This is a genomic window from Cellulosimicrobium funkei, from assembly GCF_001019615.1.
In the GTDB taxonomy this organism is placed as follows: domain Bacteria; phylum Actinomycetota; class Actinomycetes; order Actinomycetales; family Cellulomonadaceae; genus Cellulosimicrobium; species Cellulosimicrobium cellulans_E.
Genome location: NZ_JNBQ01000003.1, coordinates 254028 through 273133, shown reverse-complemented (window position 1 = coordinate 273133; position 19106 = coordinate 254028). Strand labels below are relative to the sequence as shown.

General features: G+C 75.7%; 18 protein-coding genes. 11 read left to right on the top strand and 7 right to left on the bottom strand.

Features of this window, described 5'->3' with window-relative positions; genetic code table 11:
• Positions 1-31 precede the first annotated feature (31 nt).
• On the bottom strand, positions 32-2071 hold the full coding sequence (locus FB00_RS05660; RefSeq protein ID WP_047231873.1) for an NHL domain-containing thioredoxin family protein: 2040 nt from the start codon (positions 2069-2071) through the stop codon (positions 32-34).
• A gap of 98 nt (positions 2072-2169) precedes the next feature.
• On the opposite strand from FB00_RS05660, the gene FB00_RS05655 reads away from it, so the two are divergent.
• Genes FB00_RS05655 through FB00_RS05645 form a run of 3 tightly spaced genes read left to right on the top strand, consistent with a single transcriptional unit; the run spans position 2170 to position 5721 of the window.
• Positions 2170-2388 carry a heavy-metal-associated domain-containing protein gene (locus tag FB00_RS05655; protein ID WP_047231872.1) on the top strand — a complete coding sequence of 73 codons (219 nt, stop codon included), beginning with the start codon at positions 2170-2172 and terminating at the stop codon, positions 2386-2388.
• A complete protein-coding gene (locus FB00_RS05650; RefSeq protein ID WP_047231871.1) occupies positions 2385-3353 on the top strand; it encodes a hypothetical protein in 969 nt (322 codons plus the stop codon). The genes FB00_RS05655 and FB00_RS05650 overlap by 4 nt, the downstream gene beginning before the upstream one ends.
• 49 nt (positions 3354-3402) lie before the next feature.
• On the top strand, positions 3403-5721 hold the full coding sequence (locus FB00_RS05645) for a heavy metal translocating P-type ATPase (protein ID WP_047231870.1): 2319 nt from the start codon (positions 3403-3405) through the stop codon (positions 5719-5721).
• Positions 5722-5803: 82 nt separating this feature from the next.
• Here the strand turns inward: FB00_RS05645 and FB00_RS05640 are convergent, their stop codons facing one another.
• From FB00_RS05640 to FB00_RS05620, 5 genes are all read right to left on the bottom strand, one after another.
• On the bottom strand, positions 5804-6064 hold the full coding sequence (locus FB00_RS05640) for a hypothetical protein (protein ID WP_047231869.1): 261 nt from the start codon (positions 6062-6064) through the stop codon (positions 5804-5806).
• Between the two features lie 76 nt (positions 6065-6140).
• On the bottom strand, positions 6141-7226 hold the full coding sequence (locus tag FB00_RS05635) for a hypothetical protein (RefSeq protein ID WP_052877470.1): 1086 nt from the start codon (positions 7224-7226) through the stop codon (positions 6141-6143).
• A 121-nt stretch (positions 7227-7347) separates the two neighbouring features.
• The gene (locus FB00_RS05630) at positions 7348-7674 is read right to left on the bottom strand and encodes a hypothetical protein (RefSeq protein WP_047231868.1); all 327 of its coding nucleotides are present in this window, start codon (positions 7672-7674) and stop codon (positions 7348-7350) included.
• A 46-nt stretch (positions 7675-7720) separates the two neighbouring features.
• Positions 7721-10045, bottom strand: coding sequence for a YhgE/Pip domain-containing protein (locus FB00_RS05625; protein WP_052877469.1), 2325 nt, complete (start codon positions 10043-10045; stop codon positions 7721-7723).
• A complete protein-coding gene (locus FB00_RS05620; protein WP_047231867.1) occupies positions 10042-13074 on the bottom strand; it encodes an MMPL family transporter in 3033 nt (1010 codons plus the stop codon). Before FB00_RS05620 ends, FB00_RS05625 begins: the two co-directional genes overlap by 4 nt.
• A 137-nt stretch (positions 13075-13211) precedes the next feature.
• Here FB00_RS05620 and FB00_RS05615 point away from each other — a divergent pair, with 137 nt between their 5' ends.
• The 4 genes from FB00_RS05615 to FB00_RS05600 all read left to right on the top strand — a co-directional run bounded on the left by FB00_RS05615 (position 13212) and on the right by FB00_RS05600 (position 16140).
• Positions 13212-13907 carry a TetR/AcrR family transcriptional regulator gene (locus tag FB00_RS05615; RefSeq protein ID WP_047232010.1) on the top strand — a complete coding sequence of 232 codons (696 nt, stop codon included), beginning with the start codon at positions 13212-13214 and terminating at the stop codon, positions 13905-13907.
• A 55-nt stretch (positions 13908-13962) separates the two neighbouring features.
• Positions 13963-14328, top strand: a complete 366-nt coding sequence (locus FB00_RS05610; RefSeq protein ID WP_047231866.1) for a VOC family protein — start codon at positions 13963-13965, stop codon at positions 14326-14328.
• Between the two features lie 106 nt (positions 14329-14434).
• Positions 14435-15166 (top strand): alpha/beta fold hydrolase, encoded by a 732-nt coding sequence (locus FB00_RS05605; protein ID WP_047231865.1) that lies wholly within the window; start codon positions 14435-14437, stop codon positions 15164-15166.
• Between the two features lie 29 nt (positions 15167-15195).
• Entirely contained in the window at positions 15196-16140 is a 945-nt protein-coding gene (locus FB00_RS05600; RefSeq protein ID WP_047231864.1) for an alpha/beta fold hydrolase, read from the top strand.
• Here the strand turns inward: FB00_RS05600 and FB00_RS05595 are convergent.
• On the bottom strand, positions 16119-16880 hold the full coding sequence (locus FB00_RS05595) for a helix-turn-helix transcriptional regulator (RefSeq protein ID WP_047231863.1): 762 nt from the start codon (positions 16878-16880) through the stop codon (positions 16119-16121). The two genes, FB00_RS05600 and FB00_RS05595, sit on opposite strands and share 22 nt — an antisense overlap.
• Positions 16881-16930: 50 nt before the next feature.
• Here FB00_RS05595 and FB00_RS05590 point away from each other — a divergent pair, with 50 nt between their 5' ends.
• From FB00_RS05590 to FB00_RS05575, 4 genes are all read left to right on the top strand, one after another.
• Positions 16931-17668 (top strand): alpha/beta fold hydrolase, encoded by a 738-nt coding sequence (locus tag FB00_RS05590; protein ID WP_047231862.1) that lies wholly within the window; start codon positions 16931-16933, stop codon positions 17666-17668.
• 185 nt (positions 17669-17853) lie between these two features.
• Positions 17854-18060, top strand: a complete 207-nt coding sequence (locus tag FB00_RS05585; RefSeq protein ID WP_047231861.1) for a hypothetical protein — start codon at positions 17854-17856, stop codon at positions 18058-18060.
• Positions 18061-18162: 102 nt separating this feature from the next.
• Entirely contained in the window at positions 18163-18351 is a 189-nt protein-coding gene (locus FB00_RS05580) for a hypothetical protein (RefSeq protein WP_047231860.1), read from the top strand.
• Positions 18352-18486: 135 nt separating this feature from the next.
• On the top strand, positions 18487-19053 hold the full coding sequence (locus tag FB00_RS05575) for an RNA polymerase sigma factor (protein ID WP_197088754.1): 567 nt from the start codon (positions 18487-18489) through the stop codon (positions 19051-19053).
• Positions 19054-19106 lie beyond the last annotated feature (53 nt).

The following is a 19106-nucleotide window of genomic DNA, read 5'->3' as shown; positions in this document are numbered from 1 at the left end:
CAACCCCGCACTATGGGTGCGCGGCGCCTCGTCAGCCGCGCAGCGGGAGCGTGAGCGACGGGACGTCGCCGGGCTCGCCGCGGTCGACCACGCGGACCGGGACGCCCCAGTCCTGCTGGGCGAGGTGGCACGCGGGGAACACGTCCGGGTCGGGCTCGCCGTCGGGGCCGAGCGGCACGACGTCGCACGACGCGGCGCGCGCGGTCACGTGCAGGACGCCCTCGCGGACCTCCGGGTTGATGACGAGGTCACGTCCGAGCTCGACGCCGGTCCCGTCCCCGGACAGCAGCAGCTCGGGCGGCGTCGCGCTCACGCGCAGCTCGGTCGACGGGCCGAACCGGTCGTCGAGCTTCTGCCCCGGCGCCGGGACGAACGGGACGTCGAGCCACAGCGGCCCGGCCCCGATCTCGGTGACGGGGCGCTGCGTGCGGTGCGCGCCGCCGTCGAGCACCTCGCCCGCGAGCGACGTGGGCAGCGCGACACGGGTCAGCCGGTGCGCCGCGGACTCCACGACGAGCAGGTGCACCTGCGGCTCGCCGTCCGGTCCCTCGCCCACCTGCACGACGACGCCGCTCGGCTCGGCGAGGTCCGCCGCCAGGGTCGTGACCTCCCCCGCGAGCCGCGTCCCGGTCGCGTCGTCCCCGACGCTCCCGGCGTCACCGGCCGCGGGCGCGAACCGGCGGAGTGCGCCATCGTAGGTGTCCGCGACGACGACGCTCCCGTCGGGCAGCGTCGCGACGCCGAGCGGGTGCTGCATGAGCGCCCGCTCGGCCGGGCCGTCGCGGTGGCCGAAGTCGAACAGCCCCTGCCCCACGGCTGTCCGGACCTCGACGCCGCCGGGCACGACGGCGACGCCACCGCCCAGCCCGGTCACACGACGCAGCGCCGACGTCTCGGAGTCCGCGACCCAGATCGCGCCGTCCGCCGCGCCGGCGATCCCGGACGGCTGTGCGAACCACGCCGACGCACCCGGCCCGTCCTCCAGACCCTCGTTCATCGTCCCGGCCAGCAGGCCGAGCTTCCACCCGTCGAAGGCCCAGAGCGTGTGGTGGCCCGCCATCGCGACGACGAAGCCGCGCAGCTCCTCCGACCAGGCGACGTCCCACGGCGACGAGAGCTTCACGTCGAGCGGCTCGTAGGTGTACGCAGCGTCGAAAGGACCGAGGCGGCGGGCGCCGTCCTCGTCCGACACGACGACGTTCTCCACGCCGCCGACCATGAACTGCTCGCCCGTCCCCGCGACCGTCGCCACCCGGCCGTCGTCGAGCCGGACGCCGCGCAGCGCGTGGTTGGCCGTGTCCGCCACGAGGACGTCGAACCCGTACGCCTCACGCTCCTGCTCGGGGACGAGGCACAGCCCGTTCGGCTCGGCGAACCGCGCGTCGTGGGGGCCACCGTCGGCGAGCCCGCGCTCGCCGGACCCGATGCGCCGGACGAGGGTCTCGCCGTCGGGCAGGAGCTCGGCGAGCGCGTGGTGCCCGGCGTCCGCGACGAGGAGGTTGCCGCCGGGCAGCTCGATCGCCTTCGCGGGGAAGCGCAGCGTGCCCGACGACGGCGCAGGCGGCACGTACGGGCCGTCGCCCCGGTGGAGCGTGCCCTTGGCGTCGTGCTCCGCGACGAGCTCGTCGACGAGGGCGGCGATCGCGGACGCGTGCCCCTCCCCCGCCATCTGCGCGACGACGTAGCCCTCGGGGTCGACGACCACGAGCGTCGGCCAGGCGCGCGCCGCGTAGGCGGACCAGGTGACGAGCTCCGGGTCGTCGAGCACGGGGTGATGGACCTCGTACCGCTCGACCGCGGCCGCGAGCGCCGCCGGGTCCGCCTCGTGCTCGAACTTGGGCGAGTGGACGCCGACGATGACCAGCACGTCGCGGTGGGCCTCCTCGAGCTCGCGCAGCTCGTCGAGGACGTGCAGGCAGTTGACGCAGCAGAAGGTCCAGAAGTCGAGCACCACGACCTTTCCGCGCAGGTCGGCGAGGGTCACGTCCCGGCCGCCGGTGTTGAGCCAGCCGCGCCCGACGAGCTCGGACGCACGGACGCGGGGAAGTCGCTCGGTGGTCACGTCCTCCATTGTCGCGCGACCTCCGACCCTTGACCCACATACCCCTGGTGGGTATATTCACGATCGTTCGATACCCCGCCGGGGTATCCGAGACGAGGAGGAGCGCGATGAGCATCGTCGAGATCGAGTACCAGGTGACCGGCATGACCTGCGGCCACTGCGAGATGTCGGTGCGCGAGGAGGTCGAGCAGGTGCCCGGCGTCACCGCGATCGACGTCAGCGCGACCACCGGTCGGCTCGTCGTCACGGCCGACCAGCCCCTCGACGACGCCGCGGTCGTGGCCGCCGTCGACGAGGCCGGGTACCAGGCGGTACGGGTGCCATGAGAGCCCCCGCCCGGATCGGGCTGTACGCCGTGGGGCTCGGCGTCGTGTTCGCCGCCTCGGCCGCGGTCGCCGCCGCCGTCGTCCCCGAGGGAGCAGCCCCGGCACCGGCCGCCTCGCACGCCCCCGAGCAGCACGTCGCCACGGGCGACACCCCCGAGCAGGAGAGCACGAGAGGAACGGACGTGACGCGCGGACTGTCCCTGGAGCAGGACGGGTACACGCTGGGCGAGGTCACGGCTCCCTCGACCGTGGGCGAGACCGGAGAGCTGGCGTTCACCGTCACCGACCCTGCGGGCGAGCCCGTCACGGAGTTCGACGTCTCGCACGAGCAGCGGCTCCACCTGATCGTCGTACGCTCCGACGGCGCGCACTTCCGGCACGTCCACCCCGTGATGGACGCGGGCGGGCGCTGGTCGCTCCCCTGGACCTGGGACGCCGCCGGGACCTACCGCGTCTACGCCGACGCCGCGCCCAGCGCGGGCGACGCCGTCACGCTCACCCGCACGGTCGACGTCGCGGGCGACCTCGCCCCGGTCCGCGACGCCGAGGTCTCGACCACGGCGTCGGTCGACGGGTACGACGTCGCGCTGGACGGGCACCTCGAGGCCGGGACCGTCTCCCGGCTGACCGTCGAGGTCACGCGCGACGGCGAGCCGGTCACGACGCTCGAGCCCTACCTCGGCGCCTACGGTCACCTCGTCGCGCTGCGCGACGGCGACCTCGCCTACCTGCACGTGCACCCCGAGGGCGACGAGCCGGAGGCGGGCCAGGTCTCGGGTCCGACCGTGTCGTTCGGCGTCGAGGCGCCGACCCCGGGCCGTTACCTGCTGTACCTCGACTTCCAGGTGGAGGGCCAGGTACGCACGGCGGCGTTCGTCGTCGAGGCGACAGGCGACGGCGCCCCCGCCCCCGCGCCGGACGACGCACCCGCGACCGGTCACGACCCGGCCACGCACGACCACTGACCGCACCCGCACGCCCGGCAGCGCGCTTCCGGGCCGGAAGGAGGACCTCATGACAGCACCGGCCGCCCCGTCACCGGGGACGTTCGTCGAGCTCGAGATCGGCGGGATGACGTGCGCCTCGTGCGCCATGCGGATCGAGAAGAAGCTCAACCGGCTCGAGGGCGTCACCGCGACCGTGAACTACGCGACGGAGAAGGCGAAGGTCACCGTCCCGGACGGTGTCGACGCCGCCACGCTCATCGCCGAGGTCGAGAAGACGGGCTACACCGCCCAGCTCCCCCGCGTCGAGGACCCCGAGGTCCCGGAGCCGGCCGAGGCGGAGGACGCCGACCCCGAGCTCACCGCGCTGCGGCAGCGCCTGGTCGGGGCCGTGGTGCTCTCGGTGCCGGTCATCGCGATGGCGATGGTCCCCGCGCTCCAGTTCACGTACTGGCAGTGGGCCAGCCTCGCGCTCGCCGCGCCGGTCGTGGTGTGGGCGGCCTGGCCGTTCCACCGCGCCGCGTGGACCAACCTGCGCCACGGCGCGGCGACGATGGACACCCTCATCTCCGTGGGGACCGGCGCCGCGTTCCTGTGGTCCCTCTACGCGCTGTTCCTCGGCACGGCCGGGGAGCCGGGCATGACGCACCCGTTCACGCTGTCCGTCGCGCCCACCGACGGCGCCGGGAACATCTACCTGGAGGTCGCGGCCGGCGTCACGACCTTCATCCTCGCCGGCCGCTACTTCGAGAAGCGGTCCAAGCGGCAGGCGGGCGCCGCGCTGCGCGCCCTGCTCGAGCTCGGGGCCAAGGACGTGGCGGTGCTGCGCGACGGCGCCGAGACCCGCATCCCGATCTCCGAGCTCGCCGTGGGCGACGAGTTCGTCGTGCGCCCCGGCGAGAAGATCGCCACGGACGGCACGGTCGTCGCCGGCACGTCCGCCGTCGACGCCTCGATGCTCACGGGCGAGTCCGTCCCCGTCGAGGTGGGCGAGGGCGACGCCGTCACCGGCGCGACCGTCAACGCGGGCGGACGCCTCGTCGTGCGCGCCACGCGCGTCGGCGGCGACACCCAGCTCGCGCAGATGGCCCGGCTCGTCGAGGACGCCCAGTCCGGCAAGGCCCAGGTCCAGCGGCTGGCCGACCGCGTCTCGGCCGTCTTCGTCCCGATCGCCATCGCGATCGCCGTCGGCACCCTCGGTGCGTGGCTCGGCGCGGGCGCGCCCGCCTCGGCCGCGTTCACGGCCGCCGTCGCGGTGCTCATCATCGCGTGCCCGTGCGCCCTCGGCCTCGCCACCCCGACGGCGCTGCTCGTCGGGACGGGGCGCGGCGCGCAGATGGGCGTCCTCATCAAGGGCCCGGAGGTCCTGGAGTCCACGCGCTCCGTGGACACGGTCGTGCTCGACAAGACGGGGACCGTGACGACGGGCGTCATGACGCTGACCGACGTCGTCACCGGGGCCGGCGTCGACCGCGCCGAGCTCCTGCGCCTCGCCGGGGCGCTCGAGGACGTGTCCGAGCACCCGGTCGCCCGGGCGATCGCCCGGGGCGCCGTCCAGGAGGTCGGCGCTCTCCCCGTGCCCGCGGAGTTCACCAACGTCGAGGGCAAGGGCGTGCAGGGCGTCGTCGACGGGCACGCCGTCCTCGTGGGCCGCGAGTCCCTCCTCGCCGAGTGGGCGCAGCACCTCCCCCGGGACCTCGCCGACGCCAAGGCCCGCGCCGAGGAGCAGGGCGGCACGGCCGTCGTCGTCGGATGGGACGGGCGCGCCCGCGGGATCCTCGTGGTGGCCGACGCGGTCAAGCCCACGAGCGCCGAGGCGATCCGCCAGCTCCGCTCCCTCGGCCTCACCCCGGTGCTCCTCACCGGCGACAACGCGACCGTCGCGCGCCGGATCGCGGCCGAGGTCGGCATCGACGAGGTGATCGCCGAGGTCCTGCCGCGCGACAAGGTCGACGTCGTCAGCCGGCTCCAGGGGGAGGGCAAGGTCGTCGCGATGGTCGGCGACGGCGTGAACGACGCCGCGGCCCTCGCCCAGGCGGACCTGGGCCTGGCCATGGGGACGGGCACGGACGTCGCGATCGAGGCCGCCGACATCACGCTCGTGCGGGGCGACCTGCGCTCCGCGGCCGACGCGATCCGCCTCGCGCGGCGGACGCTCGGCACGATCAAGGTGAACCTGTTCTGGGCCTTCGCCTACAACGTCGCCGCGATCCCGCTCGCCGCGCTCGGCCTGCTCAACCCCATGCTCGCGGGAGCCGCGATGGCGTTCTCCAGCGTCTTCGTCGTGGGCAACAGCCTGCGGCTGCGGTCGTTCTCCAGCCGGGCCACGAGCCCGGCCCCGACGGCCACCACCCCGACCACGCCGACCGCGCAGCTCGCCGGCGTCTGACCGCAGGACCGCGAGATCGGGACCTCCCGTGCCCGGTGCTGCACCTCCTGGTGCGGTGCCGGGCACGCCCCGCGCGTGAGGCTCAGGCGCGCGAGGCGCTCACCTGGCCGACGACGCGCACCTCGACCTCGACACCGTCGACGGTCTCGGGGACGTCGACCTCGTCGGAGGTCACGTTGACGCGCAGCAACCAGTCGTCGACGACGTCCTGCGCCCGCGGACCGCGCACGGGCGCGCCCGACGCGTCGGCGCGGGCGATCCCGACGCCGGTCACGCCGTCGAGGCCTGCCAGCTCGTCGCGGAGCGCGGCCTTGGCCTCGCGGGCTCGTTCGAGGGTCGCCACGGCGAACCACCTCCCGGACCCATTGTGCGCCCGTCGGGGCGTTCGCGGCAGGGCCAGGAGCCCGTGCCGGGCGCGGTCAGTCGAGCAGCGTCGCGCCGAGCCGCTCCAGCACCGTCCCGATCGGGTTGCAGTACGTGAGCCCGGTGCCGTTCGCACCGCCCGTCTCCGACCCCGCGAACAGCAGCCCCAGCGCGACCCCGTCCTCCCGGTACACGAGCGACCCCGAGTCGCCGCCGCGCGAGAACGGCCCGTCGCCCGTCGACTCGACCTCGATCTGGTCGTCGAACCGCAGCGCGCCGAGGCCGTCGCCGTAGCCCACCACGACGTCGTCGAGCTCGATCGCCGTGACGCGGCCCGTCGTGACGCCCGTGGTCCGGCCGGACTTGCCGACCGCCTCGCCGCCCAGCGCGACCGCCGTCTCCGTGACCCGGCCGACGGGGTACTCCGCGTCCACGGTCGGGTCGTCGAGGAGCGCGACGGCGGCGTCGACGGTCTGCGTGACGCCCGCCTCCAGCGGGACGAGCGCGGCGAGGGTCCCGACGCGGTCGTCGGGCGCGCTGCCGCCGTCGGCGGGACCGGGCTGCACGACGACGTCCCCGACCCGCGCGGACGGCGACCCCGCGAGCACGTGCCAGTTCGAGAGCGCGTAGACCGACGCCGCGTCCGCGCCCTCCACGGGCGGCTCGCCGAGGCGCACGAACGCGCCGAGCGTCCCGGCGGTGACGTCCACGTGGGCGATCGAGACGCCCGGACGCAGCGGCCGCACCCGGCCGGTCTCGCCGGTCGCGTAGGCCGTGACGACCGGAGGCCGCAGGCCGGGCCCGCTCTCGCCACCACCACCCCGACCTGCGCCGGTCAGCGGGCGGATGCGGCCCGTGCGCCGCACGTCGACCGTGTCCCCCGCCTCCGACGCGACCTTGCGCGCGATGCTGCGCGCCGTCGGCACGCCCAGCCGGTACCGGACCGCGATGGCGTACCCGCCGTCGTCGTGCGGGGCGAGGCCGATCGCGAGGGTGGGCGCGCGCACGACCTCCGCCGCGTCGGGCACGTCGCGCGCCTCGATCGCGGTGCCCGACCGGCCCGGCAGGCCCGACCGCTCCGCGAGCTCGCGCGCGTAGTCCGCGAGCTGCGACTTGATCTCTCGTGCCTTCTGCTGGTCCATCGGTGCACCGTCCCCTCGCCCGACGGACGGCTCCCGCCGTCCGCGTCCTGCCGAGCGAGTCTGACGGCAGCCGCCCACACCCGCACCGCGCCACGCCGACGCAGCCGGTGACACGGCGCGATCAGGATCGGGTGGCCTCGAGGGCAGGACCCGGCCGCGGGCTCCGCGCCCGACGGCCGACGGCCCCGAGCAGCCCCGCGACGGCGAGCGCGACGACCGCCGCGACGAGCGTCGCGTGCGCCTGGTGCAGACGGTCGTACACGTACCACCAGTCCGCGCCCTCCGGCTCGCCCGCGGACCGCGCGAACATCTCCGCGACGTACCACCGGTTCGCCCACGCGACGAGCAGGCTCGCGCCGACGACCGCCGCGGCGACCCCCAGCACGCTCGCGAGGCGTCCCGCGCGCCTGGTCCACCGTCGTCCCGCTGCCGTGCCCCCGTGCGTCATGCGGGGCATCCTGTCGTGCCGGCGGCGCTCGGCGCCAGACCCCGGCTCAGGCGCGGAGCAGCTGCTCCACGCGGATGGACCGGCGGCGGGCGACGACGAGCGTCGTCACCGCCACCGACGCGAGGCCCCAGAGCACCAGCGCGACGGCGTCACCCGCTCCCCCGGCCGCCCCGGGGTCGACGATCGACGTGAGCAGGCGGAGCGCCGAGCCGACCGGCAGGACGTCGCGCAGGCCCGTGAGCGCGGGCGGGACGGTCGCGACGATGCCGGTCGCGACGAGCAGCACCGCGACGAGCAGGCTGATGGCCCGCCCCACGTTCCCGAGGAGCGCGGCGAGCGCCTGGTTGAGCGCGACGAAGACCACCGACGCGAGCGCCCCGGTCGCGAGCAGACCGATCCAGCCGCCCGCGCTCGCCCCCTCGACCGCGGCGAGGACGCCGCCGACCACGAGGCCGGTCGCGGCGGCGATCCCCGCGGGCAGCGCGAGCGCGGCGAGCGCGAGCCGCCCCGCGGTCCGCGTCGACCCGATGAGCTTGGCGGGCACCGGCGGGAACGCGACGAAGATCGCGAGCGCACCGAGCCACAGGGCGAGGACCGCGAACAGCGGACCGGTCGACCCGGTGCCGAGGTCCTCGACGCCGGGAGCGGCCACGGGGTCCGCGACGACCGTGGAGAGGTTCTCCCGCTCGGCGTCCGTGTACGAGGGGATCTGCTCCGTCGCGTCGCCGAGGCCCTGGGCGAGCTCGGTCGTCCCGTCCGCGAGCTGCCCGACGCCGCCCGCGAGGTCGCCCGCGCCCGTCGCGAGGTCCTGGGTCCCGGTCGCGAGCTGGTCGGCGCCCGTCCCGAGCGCCCCGACACCCGTCGCGAGCCCTTCCGCCCCCGTCGAGAGCTCGCCCGCCCCGCCGGCGAGCTGTGCCGCGCCGTCGGCCACCTGGTCGGCGCCGGTCGCAAGCTGCCCCAGCCCCGTCGAGAGGTCGCGCGCTCCCCCGGCCACGCCCGTCGCGCCCGTGGCGGTCTGCGCCGCCCCGCTCGCGAGCCGGTCCGCGCCCTGCGCGGCCTGGTCGACCCCGGCCGCGAGGGCGTAGAGCCCGGTGGGCCCGTTCGCGCCCGACGGCGCCCCTGCCAGGGCGGCGTTGCCCGCCGCGACCTCGGCCGCGCCGACCGCGAGCGGCCGCAGCGCGGCGAGCTGCTGGTCGAGCGCCACGCAGGCGGGCGACGTCGGGTCGGCCGCGCACCCCGCCTGGACCTTCTGCTGCTCGATCCCGGCGACGACCTGCGCGAGCCCGCCGGCGACGTCTCGTGAGCCCGTCGCGAGCCGGGTCCCGAGCGCCGGGAGCGACGTGGACCCTCCGCCGGGGAGAGGGACGGCCGAGATCGAGGCGTCGAGCGTGCCGAGCCCGCTCGCGAGGTCGGACGCGCCACCCGAGACGCCCGTGACGCCGTCGGCCAGACCCTGGGCGCCGGACGCGAGCGAGCCCGCGCCGGACGCGGACTGCGCGACCCCGTCCGCGACCTGCCGCGACCCGGTGGCGACGCCCTGCGCCCCGGTCGCGAGGTCGCCCGCGCCGGACGCGAGCCGGTCCGCGCCCGAGCCGAGCTCGCCGACCCCGGACGCGAGCGCCCCGGCGCCGGTCGCGAGCTCGCCCGCGCCGGACGCGAGCTGCGTCGCCCCGTCGTTCGCCTGGGACGCGCCGTCGGCGAGCTGGTCGGCGCCGTCCGCGGCCTCGCCGAGCTGCTCGTTCAGGGTCGTGAAGCCGACGAGCACGCCGTCGACGTAGTTCTCGGTGAGCGTCGTGCCGAGCACGGAGGTCGCGGTCGTCGTGACGATGCGCGCGAGCGCCTCGTCCACGACCCGTCCGCCGGGCGCCGTCTCGACGGTCAGCGTGGCCTGGGTCGCGTCGGACGCGTCGCCGCTGAACGACGTGGCCGCGGCGGAGAAGTCCTCCGGGATCGTCACGACGGCGGAGTACGTGCCGTCGGCGAGCCCGGACGCGGCGTCGTCGGCGTCGGTGATGACCCAGTCGTAGTTCGTCGTGCCGGGGTCGGGCTGGACGGCGACCGGCCCGGTGTCCGTCGAAGCCGCACCGCCGCTCACCAGCCCGGCCGTGAGCTGGCGGCCCAGCGGGACCGTCTGGCCGTCGACCTCGACGGGCTCGTCGAGGTTGACGATCGCCGCCTTCACCGTGTCGAGCCGCTCCTGCGGGTCCCACAGCGCCCACAGCAGCAGGCCGAGCACCGCGAGCGGCAGCGCGACGGCGGCGGCCACGGTCCACACGCGTCGCGCGTCGACCCGGGTCCGGGCGCCGGCGGGCGACGGAGCGTCCGGGGTGGTCGGGTCGGTCTGCACCGTGTCGGGCGGGAAGACGCTCATGCGGGCACCTCCTCGGTGCGCGGGCCGACGGCGGACGCCGGGTCGGCGGGGGCGGGCACCGCGTGGGCGGGGTCGGGGGCGTGCAGGTCGAGCACCTGCGTCCCCGGTGGGGCGAGGTCGGTCGGCGCAGGCCCGACGGCGCCGAGGACGACCGCCGTGCCGCGCTCGGCCGCCCGGGCGAGCACCTCGGACAGGGCGGCGCGCTCGGCGGGCGACGTGACGGCGTCCGTCCCGACGACGGCGAGCAGCCGCGGGTCCTCGCGCAGCAGCGCGGCGACGCTCGCCGCCGCAGGCACGCGGTGCGCGGCGGGCGCGGGCGCGTCCCCGGGCAGGGCCGCGACGTCGGCCGCGAGGTCGACGAGGGCGACCCGGCGGCGCACGCTCAGTGCGCGCTCGGGCAGGACGAGGCCCGTCACCTTGAGCGCGCCGGCGGCCGGCCTGAGCCGTCCCGCGAGCGCCAGCACGACCCCTGACACCGCCGCGGGCGACGTCCCGTGCACGACGAGCGACCCGCCGTCAGGCACGCGGACCGTGACCGGGTCCGCGAGGGGCCCGTGCGCCGCGGCGACCACGAGGTCGTGGGCGACGACGGCGTCCGTGCTGCCGGGCTCCGGCCAGTCCGCGAGCGCGAGCTCCTTGGACAGCCCCTCGCCCTCGACGTCGAACGACGGCAGCACCCGGTCGAGCCAGCGCGGCATCCACCACGCCTTGTCGCCGAGCATCGCGAGCACGGCGGGCACCAGGGTCATGCGCACGACGAACGCGTCGACGAGGACGCCGACCGCGAGCCCGAGCGCGATGGGTTTGAGGCTCATGTCGCCCTCGGGCACGAACGCCACGAACACGGCGAACATGATGACCGCCGCCGCGGTGACGACCTTCGCGGACGCCTGGAACCCCGTGAAGATCGACCGTCGCGCCTGGCCCGAGTGGACGTAGTCCTCGCGGATGCGCGCCACGAGGAAGACCTCGTAGTCCATCGCGAGGCCGAACAGCACGCCCATGAGCACGATCGGCATGAAGGAGATGACCGGGCCGAGCCGCGTGACGTGGAGCGCGTCCGCGAGGAAGCCGTGCTCGAACACGAGCGTCACGACGCCGAACGCCGCGCCCACCGAGAACAGGTAGCCGAGCGTCGCCTTGACGGGGACCGCGATCGACCGGAACACCATGGTCAGCAGCACGAGCGACAGGCCCACGACGACGAACGCGAACGGCAGCAGCGCCGCCCCCAGCTTCGCGGACACGTCGATCCCGACCGCCGTGAACCCCGTGACCGCGAGGTCCACGCCGTACTCGTCGAGGAAGTGGTCGTGCTGCGCGCGGATCTCCGTGACGAGGTCCTTGGTCTCCTCGGAGTCCGGCGCGCCCGTCGGCACGACCTGCACGATGCCCGTGTCCGCGGTGAGGTTCGGCGTCGCGAGCGGGACGTCCGCCACGCCCGGCAGGTCCGCGATCTCGTCGCCCAGGTCGTCCATGAGCCCGGCCGGGTCCGTCGACGTGACGATCGTCCCCGTGACGATGAGCGGCCCGTTGAAGCCAGGCCCGAAGTGCTCCGACACCAGGTCGTACGTGACGCGCGCCTGGTTGTCCTCGGGCAGCGTCCCCGCGTCCGGCAGCGCAAGCTGCAGGTCCCGCGCCGGCAGCGTCAGCAGCACGATCGCCGCGACGACGAGCCCGATCGTCAGCAGCGGGATCCGCGTGACCGTCCGCACCCACCCGGCGAAGAACCGGTTGCGGTGCTCTGCGGTCGTCGTCGAGCTCACGGCGTCTGTGGTCGGGTCCGCGGCGGCTGCGCCCGAGGTGCTCGGGCTACCATCCGCATCGCTCGTTCCTCGCGATGCTCCCGCCAGGCCCGCCACGCCCTTCGCATCCTCGGGCGCAGCCGCCGCTCGTCCGCTCCGTCGCCCGGGCGACCCGGTCGCCGCGGCCGGCCCTCCGCCGTCCGCTACCGCGACCGCACGCCGTCGCCCACGCCCACGCCCACGCCCACGACGGCGGGGTGCCTTCGGGCGGAGCCGCTCGCCCGCGAACCCCAGCATGGCGGGCAGCAGCGTGATCGAGACGAGGACCGCGAGCCCGACGCCGACGGCGGCGGCGACGCCCATGACGGTGAGGAACGGGATGCCGGCGACGCCGAGGCCCACGAGCGCGATCATCACGGTGAGGCCGGCGAAGATGACGGCGGAGCCCGCCGTCGCGACGGAGCGGGCGGCGGCCTCCTCGACGCGCAGACCGCTCGCGAGCTCGTCGCGGTGCCGGGACACGATGAAGAGCGCGTAGTCGATGCCGACGGCGAGGCCGAGCATGACGGCGAGCATCGGGGTCGTCGAGTTGATCTGCGCGACGGCGGTCGCGGCGAACAGCAGGCCCATGCTCACGCCGACCCCGACGACGGCGTTGAGGAGCGGCAGCCCGGCCGCGACGAACGAGCCGAAGGTGAGGACGAGCACGACGAGCGCGACGAGGAGGCCGAGCGCCTCGGTGACGGTGAGCGTGGGGAACTCGGTGCTGAAGAGCTGTCCGCCGAGCGCGGCCTGGGCGCCGTCGGGCAGGGCCGCCGCCAGGTCGTCGACGACGTCGCCGAGCGCGTCCTTCGTGGCGTCCGTGACCTCGCTCTGGCCCTCGTCGAGCTGGATGGTCATGAGCGTCGCGACCTCGTCGTCGCTGATCGACGCCGTCATGGTGTCGTCGTAGGGCGAGGTGACGGCGGCGACGCCGTCGACGTCGCCGAGCGCGGTGACGGCGTCCTCCACGGGTGCGCGGACGGCGTCGTCCTCGATGGTGGAGCCGTCGGGCGCGACCACGACGACCTGGGCGGACGCACCGCTGACCTGCGGGAACGTGGCGGCGAGGCGGTCGAGCGCCGCCTGGGACTCGGTGCCGGGGATGGTCACCTCGTCGTCGAGGCCCTGGCCGACGAGGCCGGCGAGCGCGCCCGCGAGGACGAGGATCCCGATCCACGCGGCGAGGACGAGCCGGCGCGCCCCGACCGCCCAGCGGCCGAGCGAGTACAGCGCTGAGGACACGAGCGGCCTCCCGGGGAGAGTGCAGACGGATTTCAGGATACGCCGCTGTATCCGATGCGCGACCGTATCGGATACACTCGTGTATCGCAAGGCTGCCCGTGCGGGTGGCGCCGTCCGACAGTGGGAGCATGTGCGGCGTGACCACCGACCTCGACCCGACCCGAGTCGACCGCGGCACCGAGAGCGAGGCCCCGCTGTCCCCCCGCCGCGAGCGCACCCGCGAGCGCCTGCTCGACGCCGCCTACGGGCTGTTCGCCGAGCACGGCATCAACGGCACATCGATCGAGGCCGTCTGCGAGGCGGCGGGCTTCACGCGCGGCGCGTTCTACTCGAACTTCGACACCAAGGAGTCGCTGTTCCTCGCCCTCACCGAGCGCGAGATCCGGATGCGGATGCGGAGCCTCGAGGCCGCCGTCGAGCACCTGCCCGACGACCCCGTGCGCGACGGGGTCATCGCCCCCGAGGCGATCGCCACGATCGTCGCGGCCGTCATGGCGGACCCGCGCGACGAGCGTCGGTGGTGCCTCATGAGCGCGGAGCTCGAGCTGCTCGCGCTGCGCGACCCGCAGGTCGCGGAGCGGTTCGCGGACCAGGAGGAGTCGTTCCGCACGGAGCTCGCGGACATCCTCACGCGTGTGCTCACGAGCGTCGGGATGCGCTTCGCGATCGACGCCGCCGCGGCCACGCGCGTGCTCATCAGCGCCTACACGTCCGCGGCGCGCGACGCGTTCCTCACCCCCGACGGCGACGACGCCGTCCAGCGCGCGCAGGCCGCGGACTGGCTGCCCGCGCTCGTCGGGCGGCTCGTCGAGCCGGACGCCGACGCGGCCTGACGCCGCACTCTCGACGCGACGCGTCCCTGTGGGTGGCGCACGTCACACTGACCGCATGACACTCACCTTCAGCGGCGCCGTCGTCGACTGCGCCGACCCCGCCGTCGTGGCGGACTTCTGGCAGGCCGCGCTCGGCTGGACGGGGCGCGAGACCGGACCGCACGGCGAGGCCGTGCTCTACCCGCGCGACGGCGAGACGGTCCTCGGACCGCCGAGCCTCGTCTTCCAGCGGGTCCCCGAGGGCAAGGCCGTCAAGAACCGCGTGCACCTCGACTTCTCCTCGTCGACCCAGGCCGCCGACGTCGCGCGGCTCGAGGGGCTCGGCGCACGCCGCGTCGACGTCGGGCAGGGCGAGGCGGACACGTTCGTCGTCATGGCCGACGTCGAGGGCAACGAGTTCTGCGTGCTGCGCGGGGACTGACGCCAGCGGCGGTGTCACGCCCGCCGTCCCTCCTCGGTCGAACGGTCATCAGGACGCCCCGTGGCGACTCGCCCGGTCCGTCCGCCGACCGACGGAGGAGAGAGCCATGCCCGAGAACCCGCTCGTCGTGCTCCTGCACGGCGCGTTCGCCGAGTCCGCGAGCTGGTCGGGCGTGATCGCCCGGCTCCGCGCGCACGACGTCGACAGCCTCGCCCTCGCGAACCCCCTGCGCAGCGTCGTGACCGACGCGCAGTACCTGCGTGACGCCGTCGGCGACGCCGGCCGCCCGCTCGTGCTCGTCGGCCACTCCTACGGCGGCATGGTCGTCACGGAGGCTGCGGCCGAGGGGCTGCGGGACGTCGTCGGTCTCGTCTACGTCGCCGCGTTCGCCCCCGACACGGGCGAGAGCGCGGTCGACCTCGCCGGCCGGTTCCCCGGCAGCACGCTCGCCGACGCGCTGGAGAGCACGTCGCTCGTGGACGACGTCGACGACCTGTGGATCCGGCCCGACGCGTACCACGCGCAGTTCGCCGCGGACGTCCCGGAGGAGACCGCGTACGTCGCCGCCCGGACGCAGCGCCCCGTCACGGACGTCGCGCTGAACCAAGGCCTGCTCGCCGGCACGCCGGCCTGGAAGGCCGTCCCGTCCTGGTTCGTGTTCGGCTCCGAGGACCGCAACATCCCCGTCGCCGCGCACCGCTGGATGGCGGAGCGCGCCGCCGCGCGCGGCGTGGACGAGGTGGAGGGTGCGTCGCACGCCGTCGCGGTCTCCGCGCCGGACCGGGTCGCGCGCACCGTGCTCGCCGCCCTCGCCGCCTCGCGCAGGGCCGCGGCCTGACGGCGCCGCGGAACCGCGAGGAGACGACGATGATCGCCACCACCGCGCTCGGACCCGTCTCGACGGTCGACGCCGGGCCGCTCACCGTCGGGTACGTGGAGGCGGGCGACCCCGCCGGACCGCCCGTGGTGCTCCTGCACGGCTACCCGTACGACGTGCACAGCTACGTCGACGTGGTCCCGTCGCTCGCCGCCGAGGGGCTGCGCGTGGTCGTCCCGTACCTGCGCGGTCACGGCCCCACGACGTTCCGGGAGCCCGGCGCGGTGCGCTCGGGCCAGCAGGCCGCGCTGGGCGCCGACCTCGTCGCGCTCCTCGACGCGCTCGGCATCGGCTCGGCGGTGCTCGCCGGCTACGACTGGGGCGGGCGCGCCGCGTGCGTCGTCGCGGCGCTCTGGCCCGAGCGCGTCCGCGGCCTGGTCTCGGTCAACGGCTACCTCGTGCAGGACGTCGCCGCCGCCCAGACGCCGATCCGGCCCGACCTGGAGGCCGGGTTCTGGTACTTCTGGTACTTCGCGACCGAGCGCGGTCGGCGGGGGCTGACGCAGAACCGCGCGGAGATCGCGCGCGTGCTGTGGACGCGCAACTCACCCGAGAGGTCGTTCACCGAGGCCGAGCTGGCGCGCACCGCCGAGGCCTTCGACAACCCCGGCTACGTCGACGTCGTCATCCACTCCTACCGCCACCGGCTCGGGCTCGCGCCGGGTGACCCCGCGTACGAGGACCTCGAGCGACGCCTCGCGGCGCTGCCCCGGATCGGCGTCCCGACGATCACCCTCGACGGGCTCGCCGACGGCAACTTCCCCGCGACGGACGGGTCGGCGACGGCACGGTTCTTCGCCGGACCGCGCGAGCACCGCCAGGTGCCGCACGCGGGTCACGACCTGCCCGCCGAGGCACCCGAGGCGTTCGCAGGGGCCGTCCTCGACCTGGTGCGGCGCCCGGCTGAGGTTCGTCAGCCCGCGTCGGGGTCGTAGACCGCCGTCGCGCCGACGGGCGGCTCCCCGACGTCCGCGACCGGACGGGGCGCGTACGTCTCGGCGGTGAGGTCGGCGCGCTCGACGCGCTCCAACCGGAACCAGCGGATCGCCTCGCGCGACCGGCACCACGCGACGAGGTACCAGCGCCCGTCGGTGTGCGCGAGCAGCACGGGCTCGACCCGGCGCGACGACGTCGCGCCCCGGCCGTCGCGGTAGCGGACCGCGAGGACGCGCGACCCGGCGAGCGCCTGCTCGACGGCGCGCAGCACCCCGAGGTGCGACCGGGCGCGCCCCACGACGTCCCCACCCGCTGCGGCGGGGGCGTCCGGCGACGCGTCCGGGGCGTCGTGGCGGACCCACACCCGCGCAGCCAGCGCCTCGGCCCGCTCGCGGTCGCCGGCCGCGAGCGCGTCCCAGACCTTCCCGCGCGCCGCGAGCGCGTCGACCGCGAACGGGCTGCCGGGCGGGAGCGTCGCGAGCGCGACCGCGACGGCGACCGCCTGGCCGGGCGTGAAGTTGACCGGCGGCAGCGACGCGCTCGGGTCGAGCACGTAGCCACCGCCGGGGCCGGCCTGGGCCCAGATCGTCAGACCGGCCTGCTGCAGCGCGGCCACGTCACGCTTGATCGTCCGCTCGCTCACCTCGAGCGCCGCCGCGAGGCGTGGACCCGTCGTCCCGGTCCGCCCCGCCCGCCGGAGCTCCTCCGCGATCGCGTAGAGACGTTCCGTCCTGTTCACCGGACGATGGTGACAGACAGGTGTCACCGATGCGCTGCGAAGGTGGGTGCATGAGCAACCACGACACGACCGAGCAGCCCCTCCACGTCGTCCTCGTCCCCGGCTTCTGGCTGGGCGCCTGGGCGTGGGACGACGTCGTCCCCCACCTCGAGGCCGCCGGCCTCGTCCCGCACGCCGTGACCCTCCCCGGCCTGGACGCCGGTGCGACCGCGCGGGACCGCGCCGGGGTCACGCGCGAGGACCACGTGGACGCGGTCGCGCGGCTCGTCGACGGGCTCGACGGTCGGGTCGCGCTCGTCGGCCACAGCGGCGGCGGACCGGTCGTGCAGCAGGTCGCCGACCGTGACCCGGCCCGGATCGAGCGGATCGTCTACGTCGACACCGGCCCCCTCGTCGACGGCGCCGCGCTCTCGTCCGACCTCCCGGCCGACGCCGCCGAGGTCCCGCTGCCCGACTGGGAGACGCTGGCCGAGGACGGGTCGAGCCTCGACGGCCTGGACGACGCGGCGCTCGCGCGGTTCCGCGAGCGCGCCGTGCCGACGCCCGGCCCCGTCGCACGCGGCACGGTGCACCTGGCGAACCCGGCTCGGCTGGACGTCCCGGCGACCGTCATCTGCTCGTCGATCCCGTCGGCCGTGCTCGCCGAGCTCGCGCACCCCGGCCCTCCCCTGCACACCGAGCTGGGCGAGCTCACGGACCTCACGTACGTCGACCTCCCCACCGGGCACTGGCCGATGCTCTCGCGCCCCCGTGACCTCGCGGCCGCGCTCGTCGACGCGGTCTCCTGACCGACGCCCCGGGCAGCACGGCGGCCGGCGTGAGCCGGTCGTACGGGACCGGCCCGTGCGACCGGCATCACACGTTCTCCGGAAGAAAGTCACCGAACTCGCGTCACAGACGGCGACTTGTGCCGTCTTGTCGGGTGGAAGCGGTCACCAGGCCGCCCGAAGACCGACCGACGACGAGACGGACCATGCACGACACCCTGCCCTCCGCCCCCTCGCGCACCGAGGTGCGCACCGCCCTCCTCTGGGCCCTCGAGCACGACCGCGACGCCCTGCTGGAGCACCGCGAGACGACCCAGCACTGCGCATGGGCGGCGGCCCGGGGTGCGGCCGACCGGCGCCTCGTGCGCCGCTGGCGCGCGGCGTTCGCCCCGCTCCCGTCGACCGTCGCCTGACGCGAGCCCTCCGGGCCCGGGACCCCGGGCCGCATCCGTGCGCCGGCCTGCGGGCGAACCCCGGACGAGAGGGCACGTCCGCCCCCTCGGGAGGAGGTCGCCATGTTCGCGTCGCTCGCTGCCGGATCCGGCGGGACGATCGGCGTCACGGGGATCGGGAACGGCATGTCGCAGTGGTTCCTGATCTTCGGTGCGCTCATCATCGCCGCGATCCTCGTCGGCTCGATCTACGAGCTCGGCAAGGCCGTGCACGACCGGCACGTCCACCAGCGCCGCCCGGTGCACCGCTGAGGCCCGCCTGACCACGGCCGCTCGCCCACCGTCGCCGTCCCCAGCCCCCGCAGCGCGCACGACCTCGCGTCCCGCGCCGCGGCGTCCGACACTGGGAGGAGGACGACGAGGACCGGTGACGCGATGGTCGGGACCGTGGCACGTGTCCCCCGCGCCGAGCAGGGCGCGAGGCGGGACGAGCGCGCGCCCGGCGGCGCCGAGGGCACGGGTGACCACGGCGCCGTGCTCGACCTTCCCGCCGCGTACTCCCGATGGGCCCCGCTCGTCCGGGCCGTCGTCGCGCGGCGCCTGGGCGACCCGGCCGACACCGACGACGCGACGCAGCTCGTCTTCCTCGCCGCGTGGCGCTCGCGCGACCGGTTCGACCCCACGCGCGGCGACCTGCCCGTCTGGCTGCTGGGCATCGCGCGCCACGTGGCCACCGACCTCCTCCGGGCGCGGGCGCGCGACGCCCGGCGACGCGAGGCAGCGTCTCGACCACGGCTCGCGACGACCGTCCCCGACCCGGCCGACGACGTCGCCTCCCGGGTCGACCTCGAGGACGCGCTGCGCCACCTGGCCCCCGAACGACGCCGAGTGGTGCGGCTCGTGTACGCGCAGGGACGCACGCACGCCCAGGTCGCGGCCGAGACCGGCCTCCCGCTCGGCACGGTGAAGAGCCACGCGCGCCGCGGCCTGGCCCAGCTCCGCGCCCACCCCTGACCCCCGGGCCGACTGTACTGTGATCCAGTTCACACGAATCCACGGCCGAGACG

Coding starts and splice junctions, on each gene's coding strand:
- FB00_RS05660 (WP_047231873.1), bottom strand. CDS start 2,071: ATGGAGGACGTGACCACCGAGCGACTTCCCCGCGTCCGTGCGTCCGAG.
- FB00_RS05655 (WP_047231872.1), top strand. CDS start 2,170: ATGAGCATCGTCGAGATCGAGTACCAGGTGACCGGCATGACCTGCGGC.
- FB00_RS05650 (WP_047231871.1), top strand. CDS start 2,385: ATGAGAGCCCCCGCCCGGATCGGGCTGTACGCCGTGGGGCTCGGCGTC.
- FB00_RS05645 (WP_047231870.1), top strand. CDS start 3,403: ATGACAGCACCGGCCGCCCCGTCACCGGGGACGTTCGTCGAGCTCGAG.
- FB00_RS05635 (WP_052877470.1), bottom strand. CDS start 7,226: ATGGACCAGCAGAAGGCACGAGAGATCAAGTCGCAGCTCGCGGACTAC.
- FB00_RS05630 (WP_047231868.1), bottom strand. CDS start 7,674: ATGACGCACGGGGGCACGGCAGCGGGACGACGGTGGACCAGGCGCGCG.
- FB00_RS05625 (WP_052877469.1), bottom strand. CDS start 10,045: ATGAGCGTCTTCCCGCCCGACACGGTGCAGACCGACCCGACCACCCCG.
- FB00_RS05610 (WP_047231866.1), top strand. CDS start 13,963: ATGACACTCACCTTCAGCGGCGCCGTCGTCGACTGCGCCGACCCCGCC.
- FB00_RS05605 (WP_047231865.1), top strand. CDS start 14,435: ATGCCCGAGAACCCGCTCGTCGTGCTCCTGCACGGCGCGTTCGCCGAG.
- FB00_RS05600 (WP_047231864.1), top strand. CDS start 15,196: ATGATCGCCACCACCGCGCTCGGACCCGTCTCGACGGTCGACGCCGGG.
- FB00_RS05590 (WP_047231862.1), top strand. CDS start 16,931: ATGAGCAACCACGACACGACCGAGCAGCCCCTCCACGTCGTCCTCGTC.
- FB00_RS05585 (WP_047231861.1), top strand. CDS start 17,854: ATGCACGACACCCTGCCCTCCGCCCCCTCGCGCACCGAGGTGCGCACC.
- FB00_RS05580 (WP_047231860.1), top strand. CDS start 18,163: ATGTTCGCGTCGCTCGCTGCCGGATCCGGCGGGACGATCGGCGTCACG.